The sequence below is a fragment of the Cupriavidus sp. KB_39 genome, assembly GCF_052114485.1.
GTDB lineage: Bacteria > Pseudomonadota > Gammaproteobacteria > Burkholderiales > Burkholderiaceae > Cupriavidus.
In genome coordinates this window covers 149,371-161,566 of record NZ_JBFREV010000020.1, presented here as the reverse complement: position 1 = coordinate 161,566, position 12,196 = coordinate 149,371, and the positions used below count along the sequence as shown (strand labels likewise).

General features: G+C 69.2%; 12 protein-coding genes and 1 pseudogene. 10 read left to right on the top strand and 3 right to left on the bottom strand.

The features are described from left to right. A pseudogene (locus AB4Z27_RS16755) lies at positions 1-177 on the top strand (hydrolase); the annotation flags it as partial. Here AB4Z27_RS16755 and AB4Z27_RS16750 read toward each other — a convergent pair. Both AB4Z27_RS16750 and AB4Z27_RS16745 read right to left on the bottom strand, forming a co-directional pair. Further along, positions 164-976, bottom strand: coding sequence for an IclR family transcriptional regulator (locus AB4Z27_RS16750; protein WP_092291744.1), 813 nt, complete (start codon positions 974-976; stop codon positions 164-166). The pseudogene AB4Z27_RS16755 and the gene AB4Z27_RS16750 sit on opposite strands and share 14 nt — an antisense overlap. Continuing rightward, the gene (locus AB4Z27_RS16745; protein ID WP_092291746.1) at positions 973-1,788 is read right to left on the bottom strand and encodes an IclR family transcriptional regulator; all 816 of its coding nucleotides are present in this window, start codon (positions 1,786-1,788) and stop codon (positions 973-975) included. Before AB4Z27_RS16745 ends, AB4Z27_RS16750 begins: the two co-directional genes overlap by 4 nt. A gap of 128 nt (positions 1,789-1,916) precedes the next feature. Here AB4Z27_RS16745 and AB4Z27_RS16740 point away from each other — a divergent pair, with 128 nt between their 5' ends. The 6 genes from AB4Z27_RS16740 to AB4Z27_RS16715 all read left to right on the top strand — a co-directional run bounded on the left by AB4Z27_RS16740 (position 1,917) and on the right by AB4Z27_RS16715 (position 7,539). Continuing rightward, complete coding sequence (locus AB4Z27_RS16740) at positions 1,917-2,801, top strand: LysR family transcriptional regulator (protein WP_441644851.1); 885 nt, start codon at positions 1,917-1,919, stop codon at positions 2,799-2,801. Positions 2,802-2,976: 175 nt separating this feature from the next. Next, positions 2,977-3,936, top strand: a complete 960-nt coding sequence (locus AB4Z27_RS16735) for an MBL fold metallo-hydrolase (RefSeq protein WP_092291749.1) — start codon at positions 2,977-2,979, stop codon at positions 3,934-3,936. Positions 3,937-3,939: 3 nt separating this feature from the next. Next, a complete protein-coding gene (locus AB4Z27_RS16730; RefSeq protein ID WP_441591636.1) occupies positions 3,940-5,697 on the top strand; it encodes an FAD-dependent oxidoreductase in 1,758 nt (585 codons plus the stop codon). A gap of 35 nt (positions 5,698-5,732) precedes the next feature. After that, positions 5,733-5,924, top strand: coding sequence for a DUF2783 domain-containing protein (locus tag AB4Z27_RS16725; RefSeq protein WP_092291752.1), 192 nt, complete (start codon positions 5,733-5,735; stop codon positions 5,922-5,924). A 48-nt stretch (positions 5,925-5,972) separates the two neighbouring features. Next, positions 5,973-6,389: a hypothetical protein gene (locus AB4Z27_RS16720; RefSeq protein ID WP_441644850.1), complete on the top strand. Its 417-nt coding sequence runs from the start codon at positions 5,973-5,975 to the stop codon at positions 6,387-6,389. 229 nt (positions 6,390-6,618) lie between these two features. Beyond that, a complete protein-coding gene (locus AB4Z27_RS16715) occupies positions 6,619-7,539 on the top strand; it encodes a glutamate/aspartate ABC transporter substrate-binding protein (RefSeq protein ID WP_092291756.1) in 921 nt (306 codons plus the stop codon). A gap of 18 nt (positions 7,540-7,557) precedes the next feature. Here the strand turns inward: AB4Z27_RS16715 and AB4Z27_RS16710 are convergent, their stop codons facing one another. Next, on the bottom strand, positions 7,558-8,457 hold the full coding sequence (locus AB4Z27_RS16710) for a MurR/RpiR family transcriptional regulator (protein WP_092291757.1): 900 nt from the start codon (positions 8,455-8,457) through the stop codon (positions 7,558-7,560). Positions 8,458-8,639: 182 nt separating this feature from the next. Here AB4Z27_RS16710 and AB4Z27_RS16705 point away from each other — a divergent pair, with 182 nt between their 5' ends. Genes AB4Z27_RS16705 through AB4Z27_RS16695 form a run of 3 tightly spaced genes read left to right on the top strand, consistent with a single transcriptional unit; the run spans position 8,640 to position 12,085 of the window. Then, on the top strand, positions 8,640-9,965 hold the full coding sequence (locus AB4Z27_RS16705; protein WP_092291759.1) for an aspartate aminotransferase family protein: 1,326 nt from the start codon (positions 8,640-8,642) through the stop codon (positions 9,963-9,965). Positions 9,966-9,980: 15 nt separating this feature from the next. Next, the gene (locus AB4Z27_RS16700) at positions 9,981-10,829 is read left to right on the top strand and encodes a 3-keto-5-aminohexanoate cleavage protein (RefSeq protein ID WP_218158018.1); all 849 of its coding nucleotides are present in this window, start codon (positions 9,981-9,983) and stop codon (positions 10,827-10,829) included. Positions 10,830-10,888: 59 nt separating this feature from the next. Next, entirely contained in the window at positions 10,889-12,085 is a 1,197-nt protein-coding gene (locus AB4Z27_RS16695; protein WP_441644849.1) for a pyridoxal phosphate-dependent aminotransferase, read from the top strand. Positions 12,086-12,196 lie beyond the last annotated feature (111 nt).

Genomic DNA, 12,196 nt, shown 5'->3' with positions numbered 1-12,196 from the left:
CGTGACTGGAAGAACAAGGAAACGTACGACGCCGTGACCGGCCTGGCCAAGCAACACTCGGGCGCCTACGGCATGGGCATCGACTACGCCTACACGATGGTCCACAAGGCTGCGCAGCGCACGCAGACCCCGCACGCGTCGATCGCGCCGGTGCATGCGCCGGTCATCGAGCGCTGATCGTCGGACCTGCCACAGGCGCCCCGAACCGCCAGGACAGCCGCTGCGCGGCCTGGCGGACCAGCGCGGCGGTGCCGCTGTCCGTGGCGCTGTCGAAGCTGCCGCTGCTGCCCATGACCGCGATGACGATGGCCAGCACTCCGGTATGGTCGAACACCGGCGCGGCCAGCGTGTCGATGCCGGGCACCGGCTTGCTGACGGCGTTGTCGATCCCTGTCGCTCTCACCGCCTTCAGCCGGTTGGCATAGCCCGCCGGCGTCCCGCCCGGGGTGCCGGCCATGCGGATGGCGTCCTGCGCCAGCGCGCCGGCCAGTACGTCGGCCGGCAGATGGGCGGCGAAGGTCCGCCCGATCGCCGTGTTGACCATCGACAACACCGTGCCAACCCGCAGGCTCACATGCTGGGGTCGCGCCGCTTCCTCCAGCCGGATCACGGTGGGCCCCAGCGGGCCAAGCACCGCCATCGCCACAGACAACCCGGTGGCATGGGCCAGGGCGATGATCTCCGGCTCGGCCTCCCGGGTGGGCGACAGCCGCTGCAGCGCCACCAGCCCCAAATCCAGGCTCAACGCCCCGGCCACGAAATCCCCCGATGCATTGCGCGACAGCAGCCCGATCTTCTGCAGGCTGACCAGATGCGGAAACGCCTTGGCCGGCACCATGCCGGCCGCGCGCGCCAGTTCGCCCAGCGGCAGGGGCCGTCCGGCCGCGACCAGTGCCATCAGCAGCTGCCCCGTGTTGTCGAGCGACTGGATGCCGCGTTGCGGCTTGGCGCCGCCGGGGAGCGTGTCGTCGTTCATGCGGGCGCCTTGTCGATGTTGGCGGCGATGGCGGAGGCGATGTCCTCCGCGGCGTCGCGCAGGGCGGCGGCCACCGGGCCGGTCCAGTCCACGTCGATGCCACCCGTGGAGCCGATCACCGTTAGCACCAGCCGTAGCGCGCCATCGCCATCCCGCAACGGCACGGCGAGGCTGCTCACGGCGGGGCTGGGCGAGTCGATGCTGCGCTCCATGCCGCGCGCGCGGATGTCCTCTAGCTGATGCAGGAAGCCGGGCAGGTCGGCGCCCTGCGGATGCTGCCGCGCCCAGATGTCCTGCCAGTGCCCGGGCGGCTGGAACGCGCAGTAGGTGCGGCCGGTGGCGGTGGCGGCGAGCGCCATGACCGTGCCGACGTGCAGGTTCACATGCAGCGGCGTGCCGGCGTGGGCGTAATGGACGATGGTCGGCCCCTGTGGCGTAGGCAGGCTGATCGCCACGCTGAAGCCGATGCGGGCGGCCAGCGCCTGCACGCGCGGCACGGCGGCGCGATAGGCYGGATCGTGGTCGAGGTGAAGCATSCCGAGCCGCAGCGCCAGCGGGCCGGGCTCGTAGTAACCGTCGATATGGTCGCGCTTGATCAGCCCGAGCCGCGTCAGGCTGACCAGATAGGTGTGCGCCTGCGCAGGCGCCAGTTGGGCGGCGGCGGCGAGGTCGGCCAGCGACATCGGCCGGCGCGCGTCGGCCAGCGCGCGCAGCACGCGGCCGCCCACCTCCACGCTCTGGATGCCGCGCTGCGTGCGCTCGGTGCTGTCGGCGCTATCGGTACTGTCGATGCTGTCGATGGGTGGGGCCATGCGGCGTCTGCCCGGGGTCCATGCTGGGGAAGCCCAGATAGTAATGGAATCCCTCCGGGAAACCATCCGCAGATCATGCCGCCCGGCGTACCATGCCTGCTTCATTGACAACCAGAGGTTGGCAACGCATGGACAAGGCCAGGGTGTTGACGCTGTTCCTGGGCGTGGTGCGCGCCAAGAGCTTCGCGCGGGCGGCCGTGGAGGCCGAGGTCACGCCGCAGGCGGTCAGCAAGGCAGTGCGCACGCTGGAGGAATACCTCGGCGTGCGGCTGTTCCATCGCACCACGCGCAAGCTGAGCCTGACCACCGAGGGCGCCCGGCTGTTCGAGCTGGCCGAGCCGGGCATGCGCCAGCTTGACGAGGCGCTCGAGCAGGTGCGCAGCAGCCGCAGCGAGGATGACGGCATGGTCCGCGTGACCGCGCCGCACTCGGTGGGCGCCCGCGTGCTGGTGCCGCTGATCCGGGCCTTCCGGGAGGAATACCCGGGCATCACCTTCGATGTGGTGCTCACTGACCTGTTCACCGATCTGGTCGAGGCGAAGATCGACATCGGCTTCCGCGCCGGCACCAGCCCCGGCCAGAACCTCGTCGCCCGCAAGCTGTGCGACCTGCCGCTGCTGATCTGCGCCGCCCCCGAATACCTGGCTCGCCATGGCACGCCGGACTCGCTCGACGCCCTGCGCAGCCACGCCTGCACCGGCTTCCGCCGGGCGGTCACGGGCCGGCTGCTGCCGTGGGAGCTGATGGTCGATGGCGATCTCGTCTACCTGGAGGTGCCGGCCGTGGCCACCTTCAGCGATGTGGAGACCGAGATCGAGGCGGTGCGCGCCGGYATCGGCATCGGGCAGCTACAGGCCTACATGGTGCAGGACGATCTGGCGGCCGGTCGGCTGGTGTCGATCCTGCCCGCCTACCGCAGCAASAACGTCGGCCTCTATATGTATTACCCGCACCGCACCCACGTGCCCGCGCGGGTGCGCCGGTTCATCGACTTCGTGATGGCGGCCAGCTAGGAGACGCTGCCGGCGCTGGCCGGGGAGGGGGGTAACGGCGGGTAGGGAGTTTCCCGGACGCCGCCACAGCGGCATGCGGTCTGGCGGGTGATTTAGCAAATGACAATTCGATTTGCCATTGACTAAGATTGGTCGGCTTCCTAAGCTTGGCCTATCCCCCCGCATCGAGACCGACATGGCAAAAGCATTCGCATCCCAGGCCGACCTGGAAGCCAAGCAGATCACCTTCACCCAGTTGTCCGAGAACGCCTACGCCTACACGGCCGAGGGCGACCCCAACTCGGGCGTGATCATCGGTGACGACGGCGTGCTGATCGTCGACACCACCGCCACCCCGGCGATGGCGCAGGATCTGATCGCCCGCATCCGCCAGATCACCGACAAGCCGATCAAGTACGTGGTGCTCTCGCACTACCACGCGGTGCGCGTGCTGGGCGCGTCGGCGTACTTCGCCGAAGGGGCGCAGCAGGTCATCGCCAGCCGGGGCACCTACGAGATGATCGTGGAGCGCGGCGAGGCCGACATGAAGTCCGAGATCGAGCGCTTTCCGCGCCTGTTCGCCGGCGTGGAGACCGTGCCGGGCCTGACCTGGCCGACGCTGGTCTTCGACAAGGAAATCACCCTGTTCCTCGGCAAGCTGGAGGTACGCATTGCCCATCTGGGCGCCGGCCACACCAAAGGCGACACCGTGGTCTGGCTGCCGCAGCAGAAGGTGCTGTTCTCGGGCGATCTGGTCGAGTACGACGCGGCCTGTTACTGCGGCGACGCCCAGCTCGCCCAATGGCCGGCCACGCTCGACGCGCTGGCCGCGCTGCAGCCGCAGAAGCTGGTGCCGGGCCGCGGCCCCGCGCTGACCACGCCCGCCGATGTGGCCAAGGGCATCGCCTACACCAAGGACTTCGTCACCACGCTGCTGCAGGCCGGCAAGGAGGCCGTGGCGGACCGTATGGACCTGAAGGCCGCCATGGCGCACACGCGCAAGTCCATGGACCCGAAGTTCGGCCAGGTGTTCATCTACGAGCACTGCCTGCCGTTCGATGTGTCGCGCGCGTTCGACGAAGCCGCCGGCATCACCCATCCGCGCATCTGGACCGCCCAGCGCGACCAGGAGATGTGGGCTGCGCTGCAGGACTGAGCCATGGCCACGGACGCCATCGACCCGGATTACCAGCGCCAGCAGTACGCCTACGCGCCGTGCGCGGAGCAGCGTCCGGGCCATGCCGCCGGCGCGCCGCACCCCGTGGTGGTAGTCGGGGCCGGCCCGGTCGGGCTGGCCACCGCCATCGACCTCGCCCGGCATGGCGTGCCGGTGGTGCTGATCGACGAGGACTGCACGCTCTCCACCGGCTCCCGCGCCATCTGCTTCGCCAAGCGCACGCTGGATATCTTCGACCGCCTCGGCTGCGCCGGGCGCATGGTCGAGAAGGGCGTGCGCTGGCACCTCGGCAAGGTCTTCCTGCGCGACAGCCTGGTCTACGCGTTCGACCTCCTGCCCGAGTCCGGCCACCAGCGCCCGGCCTTCATCAACCTCCAGCAGTATTACGTCGAGGGCTATCTGCTCGATCTGGCGCGCGCGCTGCCCCTGATCGACATCCGCTGGAAAAGCCGCGCGGTGAACCTGGAGTCGCGCGATGACCACGTGGCGCTGACCGTGGAGACGCCCGACGGCGGCTACACGCTGTGCGGCCGCTACGTGGTGGCCGCCGACGGCTCGCGCAGCGGCCTGCGCAAGCTGATGGGGCTGGAGAGCCATGGCCATACCTTCCGCGACCGCTTCCTGATTGCCGATGTGAAGATGGAGGCCGCGTTTCCGCCCGAGCGCTGGTTCTGGTTCGATCCGCCGTTTCATCCGAACCAGTCGGTGCTGCTGCACCGGCAACCGGACAACGTCTGGCGCATCGACTTCCAGCTCGGCTGGGATGCCGACCCGGTGTTGGAGAAAACACCCGAACGGGTGATCCCGCGCGTGCGGGCGCTGCTCGGCCCGGATGCGAAGTTCGAGCTGGAGTGGGTCAGCGTCTACACCTTCTCCTGCGTGCGGATGGACCACTTCCGCCATGGCCGGGTGCTGTTCGCGGGCGATGCGGCGCATGGCGTCTCGCCGTTCGGCGCGCGCGGCGCCAACAGCGGCGTGCAGGATGCCGAGAACCTCGCCTGGAAACTCGCCTATGTGCTGGCGGGCCGCGCGCCGGACAGCCTGCTGGACTCCTACGCCAGCGAGCGCGAGTTCGCCGCCGACGAGAACATCCGCCATTCCACGCGTTCGACTGATTTCATCACCCCCAAGAGCGCCGTCAGCCGCACCTTCCGCGACGCTGTACTCACGCTGGCGCGGGACCATGGGTTTGCCCGGCAACTGGTGAACAGCGGGCGGCTCTCGGTGCCGGCGGTACTGCACGCATCGCCGCTCAATACGGCCGATGGCGACGGCGAGGCCTTCGCCGGGGCGATGGTGCCGGGCGCGGCCTGTGCCGATGCGCCGGTATGCAGCATGAGCGGTGAACCGTGGCTGCTGCCCCGGCTGGGCGACCAGTTCGTGGCGCTGATCTTCGGCGCCCCGGCCGGGCTCGATGCCGCGACCCGCCGCGCGCTGCAAGCCTTGCAGCAGGGCGCGGCGCCGCTGCGGCTGGTCTTCGTGACCGATGCAGCCATCGCCGCCTCCGCCGATCCGTGGCCCGGCGCCACCGTGGTCCGCGACGTGGAAGGGCTGGCCGCCCGCCGCTACGACGCCCGCGCGGGTACCTGCTACCTGATCCGCCCGGACCAGCACGTCTGCGCGCGCTGGCGGACGGTGGATGCGGCGCGCGTCGGCGCTGCGCTGGACCGGGCCATCGGTCAGGCGGGGCAGGGCCGGCCAGCGGTGGCCCCGGCTCCCAAGCCGATGGCGATGGCGTGACTTGCCGCCCGTCGCGACAATCAGGAGACCCGCCGATGCCCCTCAACACCGCGCCGAACCTCGCGCGCCCCGACGATTTCTACGAGGCGCTGATCGACATGCATCGCGACCTCGACGACGCCGCCAGCCAGGCCGCCAACGCSCGGCTGATCCTGCTACTGGCCAACCATATCGGCGATCACCAGACGCTGCTCGAAGCCCTCGCGCTGGCCCGCGAGGCGCCGTAGGGCACCCCCGGTCGCCCTTGGGGCCGTCCGGACGCGTTAGGCGTTACCATGGCAGCACCGACCACAGGGAAGGAGTTCGTCATGCCGAGCCGTTGCCTTGCCGCAGTGAAGTGCCATGCCGTCGTTCTCCTCGCGCTGGGTGCCTGCCTCCCGGCCTATGCCCAGAATCCGCCCCAGCCCGGCGGCACGGCCGCCATCGACAACGTGATTGGCGATGCCGTGAAGGAAGGCGAGTCGCCCTACCGCCCCATGCCGCGCCCGCCCGGCGCCGCCGCGCCCACCCAGCAGACCATCGACGACGCCGAATGCCAGCAACTGATGGCGCAGATGAACGAGACACCCAAGCGCAGCTACAAGTCAGGCGCGCCGGTGGAGAACAGCCAGGGCAACGACGTGCTGTCCGTCGAGCGCGACCGCAGCCGCCGGCAGTTGCAGAAGACGTTCAAGGAGAAGTGCGGGACGTAGAACTGCTGCGCCGCAGCATTCCCCGGCCATCCCAACGCCGTGCCACCAACGCCCCGACCCGGGGCGTTTTTCTTTCCGGCTGCCCCCCTTGTGGCTCCCTTCTCGCTCCTTTGTTGCACCATCCCCGGGAATAACACATTTGTTTCATGGTAATCCATGATGGAACACTTGTTGCTCAATGCCTAGCATTGCAACACCTGACGCATCCATTCAAACAGGAGTGTTTTCCATGCCCAAGTCGATTTCCGTCCGCCCGGTGCTGCGCCTGATCGCTGCCGCCGCCGTCCTGGCCACCGCAGCCCCGGCCTTCGCGGTCGACGTGGCCGCCAGCCCGACGCTCACCAAGATCAAGTCGTCCGGCACGATCTCGATCGGGCACCGGACCTCGTCGATCCCGTTCTCGTACTACGACGCCAGCCAGAAGGTGATCGGCTTCTCGCAGGACATCTGCGACCGGGTGATCGATAGCGTGAAGAAGGAAGTGGGCGCGGCCAGCCTGCAGGTGCGCATGGTGCCGGTGACCTCGCAGAACCGGATCTCGCTGGTACAGAACGGCACGGTGGACCTGGAGTGCGGCGTCACCACGAACCTCAAGTCCCGCCAGCAGCAGGTGGCGTTCTCGACCACGTTCTTCGTGGCCGGCACGCGGCTGCTGGTGAAGAAGGGCAGCCCGATCCATGACTTTGGCGATTTGTCGGGCAAGGCCGTGGTGACCAATGCCGGCACGACTTCGGAGCGGATCCTGCGCAAGCTCAACGACGAGAAGCAGGCCAATATCACCATCCARAGCGCCAAGGACTACGGCGAGTCCTTCCTGATCCTGCAGTCGGGCCGGGTGGCCGCGTTCATGATGGATGACGTGCTGCTGTCGGGCGCCCGCACGCTGGCGCAGAACCCCGGCGACTGGACCGTGGTCGGCACGCCGCAGTCGTTCGAGGCCTACGCGTTCATGCTGCGCAAGGACGATCCCGGCTTCAAGCAGGTGGTGGACGGCGCCATCAGCGGCCTGATCAAGAGCGGCGAGATCAACACGCTGTACGCCAAATGGTTCGCCAAGCCGGTGCCGCCCAAGAACATCAGCTTCGACCTGCCGCTCAGCGAGCCGATGAAGAAGGCCTACGCCAGCCCCAACGACGAGGCGTTCGAATAAGTCCGAAAGACGGCCGGCTTAGCCGCGCTGGGCGGGCAGGTAGGCGCCGGTGCGGTGGAGCTGGCCCTCGGTCTGCTCCAGCGCGCGGATCGCACCCTTGCCCTTGCGGGCCAGCAGTTGCTCGACCAAGGCCTCGACCATCGCCACGCCAGCCGTGATCGACGGGAAGAAAGACGGGCTGTCGATGGCGAACAGCAGCGTGCAGTCCGCCTCCAGCGCGATGGGCGCCACCGTGCTGTCGGTCAGCGCCACGACCTTGCAACCGGCCTCCCGCGCGGCCGAGGCCACGCGCAGGCTCTCCTGCGAGTACGGCGCGAAGGCGGTGACCAGCACCACGTCCTTGGCGGTCAGCGCGCGCAGCTCCATCTCCAGCGTGCCGGCGTCGCCGCGCACCAGRTGCACCGAACTGCGGAACAGCCGGTAGATATAGTGGAACGTGAACGCGATCGGGAAGCACGAGCGGAAGCCGGCCACGTAGACATTGGGCGCCGCCGCGAGCAGGTCGGCGGCCTGCGGCAGCGTCTCGGCATTGTTGGCCAGCAGGGCGTCCAGGTTGTGATGCTGCACCTCGATCATCTCGGCCAGCATCCGGTTGGAGCCGCTCTCCTTCACCACCTTGCGCGCCCGCTTGGCGTAGGGCTGCGCGCCCTGGTCGCGCATCGCCTCCATGAACAGCTCGCGCAGGCCCTGCCARCCTTCGAASCCGAGCGACTGCGACAGCCGCACAAGTGTCGCTGGCTGCACCCCGGCGTTGGCGGCCACCTTGCGCATCGAGTGGAGCGCGATGTCGTGCGGATGGTCSAGCAGGTAGCGCGCGCCGCTCTGGAACTGCGCGCTCAGCGTCGGGAAATCGGCGCGGAGCTGGGTCAGCAGGGCATCCAGCGAGAGGGGCGAGGCAGGGGTGGTGTCAGGRGACATGGGCGAKGGCGGARCGCGGAATGCAACGATTGTTGCACAGGTCGGCGCCCCGTCCCCACGTCGATTGCTGGATCGAGTGTTTCTTTTTCATCGATCAATGAAACACATGTTGCAAAGAGGGTGCGCTTGTTCCTATACTCGCACCTGATCTCGGCGCCCCGCACAGGACAGCTTCTTCCATCATGACGCACGTATTCCATCGCAATCCCAAGCAAACCATGCCCGTGGCCGTTGGCGGCCAGGGGATCGAGCTGATCGACAGCACCGGCCGCCGTTACCTGGATGCCTCGGGCGGCGCGGCGGTGTCGTGCCTCGGTCACGGCCACCCGCGCGTGGTGGCGGCCATCAAGGCGCAGGTGGATACGCTTGCCTACGCCCACACCTCGTTCTTCACCACGGAAGTCTCCGAGACACTGGCGCGCACGCTGGCCGAGGCCGCGCCGGGGGATCTCGATCACGTCTACTTCGTCTCGGGCGGCTCGGAGGCCGTGGAAGCCGCGCTGAAGCTCGCGCGCCAGTATTTCGTCGAGACCGGCCAGCCGGCGCGCCGCCACTTCATCGCGCGCCGCCAGAGCTACCACGGCAACACGCTCGGCGCGCTGGCGATTGGCGGCAACGCGTGGCGGCGCGAGCCGTTCCTGCCGCTGCTGGTGCCTGCGCACCATGTGTCGCCGTGCTATGCGTACCGCGACCAGGCCGCYGGCGAGACGGACGCCCAGTATGCGCAACGGCTGGCGGACGAACTCGAAGCCAAGATCCTCGAACTGGGGCCGGAGAGCGTGGCCGCCTTCGTCGCCGAAACCGTGGTCGGCGCCACGGCCGGCGCGGTGCCGCCGGTGGGCGACTACCTGAAGCGCATCCGCGCCGTGTGCGACAAGTACGGCGTGCTGCTGATCCTCGACGAGGTGATGTCGGGCATGGGCCGCACCGGCCACCTGTTCGCCTGCGCGGAAGACGGCGTGGTGCCGGACATCGTCACCATCGCCAAGGGCCTCGGCGCCGGCTACCAGCCGATTGGCGCGATGATGTCCACGCGCCGCATCTACGAAGCCATCGTCGGCGGCAGCGGTTTCTTCCAGCACGGCCATACCTATATCGGCCACGCCACGGCCTGCGCGGCGGCGCTCGCCGTGCAGCAGACCATCGCCGAGGACAATCTGCTCGATAACGTGCTGGCGCGTGGCGAGCAGTTGCGCGCGCGGCTGCGCGAGGCGCTGGGCGATCATCCGAATCTGGGCGATGTGCGTGGGCGCGGGCTGTTCGTCGGCGTGGAGTTCGTGGCCGACCGCGCCACCCAGGCCACGCTCGACCCGGCCCGCAAGACCCACGCGGCGCTCAAGCGCACGTGCATGGCGCACGGCGTGCTGGTCTATCCGATGGGCGGCACCGTCGATGGCGTGCACGGCGATCATGTGCTGTTTGCRCCGCCTTTCATCTGCACGGCSGCGGACATCGACAATATCGTGGACCGTTTCGCRCAGGCCGTGCGCGTGGTCCTGCCCGCTTGAGATTGAGATACCCCCATGACTGAAGACATCCTGCGCCGTCCCTTCGCGCTGGCCGTGGCGCCCAACGGCGCCCGCAAGACCCACGCGGATCACGCGCGGCTGCCCATGACCCCGGACGAGCTGGCGCAATGCGCCCGCGAATGCGTGGAGGCCGGCGCCGCCATGATCCACCTGCACGTGCGACGCGCCGATGGCACGCACAGCCTGGAGGTGGCCGACTACGCGCCGGCCATCGCGGCGGTGCGGCAGGCCGTGGGCGACGCGCTGGTCCTGCAACTGACCACCGAGGCCGTCGGCATTTACCAGCCGGCCCAGCAGATCGCCACCGTCCGGGCGCTGCGCCCCGAGGCGGCGTCCGTGGCCGTGCGCGAACTGGTGCCGGACCCCGCCGCGCTGCCGGTCGCCGCCGAGTTCTTCGGCTGGATGCACCGCGAGCACGTGGTGGCCCAGTACATCCTCTACGACGCCGCCGACGTGCACCGCTACGCCGCGCTGCGCGAAAGCGGGGCGATCCCGGCCGGGCGCCACTGGGTGCTGTTCGTGCTGGGCCGCTATTCGGCGGGACAGAAGTCGACGCCGGCGGACCTGCTGCCGTTCCTCGCCGCCTGGCGCGAGACCGGCCTGGAAGGCACCGGCGTGGAATGGGCCGTCTGCGCGTTCGGCAAGCAGGAAGCCGACTGCGCGGCCACCGCCGTGATGCTCGGCGGCCACGCGCGCATCGGCTTCGAAAACAACATGGCCCTGCCGGATGGCGCTACGGCGCCGGACAATGCGGCGCTGCTGCGCGCCGTGGCGTCGCCGCTGGGCGGGCTGGGCTATGGGGCGATGACGGCCGCGCAACTGCGCGAGCGGTTCGCAGACTGACGACTTTCGCCGTTTCCGCTACGCTGGCGGCTTCATCGTCCCTCACCCCCGGAGCACMGATGTCCCAGCCGCCTGTTTCCCCTGCCACTGCGCCGCTGGCGCGAGACACCGTGCGCAGCCTGCGCGCGTCGCGCATCCGCGAGGTGGCCAACGCGGGYATCGGCCTGCCCGATGTACTGCCGTTCTGGTTCGGCGAGTCGGATCAGGTCACGCCGGCATTYATCCGGGATGCCGCCAGCCAGGCGCTGGCGTCCGGCGCCACGTTCTACACCCACAACCTYGGCATTCCGCCGCTGCGCGCCGCGCTGGCCGGCTAYGTGAGCCGCCTGCAYGGCGACACGCCGGTCGGCAACGTGGCCGTGACCAGCGCCGGCGTCAACGCGCTGATGCTGGCCGCCCAGCTCGTCACCGGCCCCGGCGACCGCGTGGTGGCCGTGACGCCGCTCTGGCCCAACCTCGTCGAGATCCCGCGCATCCTCGGCGCCACGGTGGAGACGGTGACGCTGGACTACGGCCCACACGGCTGGGCGCTCGACCTGGACAAGCTGCTCGCCGCGCTGACGCCGGGCACGCGCGCGGTGATGATCAATTCGCCGAACAATCCCACCGGCTGGGTCATGCCGCGCGCCGCCCAGCAGGCCGTGTTCGACCACTGCCAGCGGCACGGCATCTGGATCATCGCCGACGAGGTCTACGAACGGCTCTACTACGGCCCGGAAGGGACCATCGCGCCGTCCTTCCTCGACATCGCCCCGCGCGAGGCTCGCGTGATYGCCGTCAATTCGTTCTCCAAGGCATGGCTGATGACCGGCTGGCGCCTCGGCTGGATGGTGCTGCCGGCGGCGCTGATGGACGACCTCGGCAAGCTGGTGGAATACAACACCTCCTGCGCGCCGTCGTTCGTGCAGGAAGCCGGCGTGGTGGCGGTGACCGAAGGCGAGGCGTTCACGCAGGATCTGGTGCAGCGCCTGCGCGGCGCCCGCGATCACCTCGTSGGYGCRCTGTCGGCGCTSCCSGGCGTGGAYGCCCACGCSCCGGAAGGCGCGATGTACGTCTTCTTCAAGCTGGCCGGCACCACGGACAGCCTCGCGCTCTGCAAGCAACTGGTGCRGGAAGCCCACCTCGGGCTGGCCCCCGGCAGCGCGTTCGGGGATGAGGGCGAGGGCTTCGTGCGCTGGTGCTATGCGTGYGACGTGGAGCGGCTGGATGAGGGGGTTCGGCGGTTGAGGGGGTTTTTGGCGGCTGGACTTCGCTGAAGCGCTGGCCCTCTCCCCCGGCCCCTCTCCCAGAGGGAGAGGGGAGCTAACCGAGGGCCTATCAAAGGCTGTCTGGGGTCTCCCCTCGCCCGCTTGCGGGAGAGGGGCCGG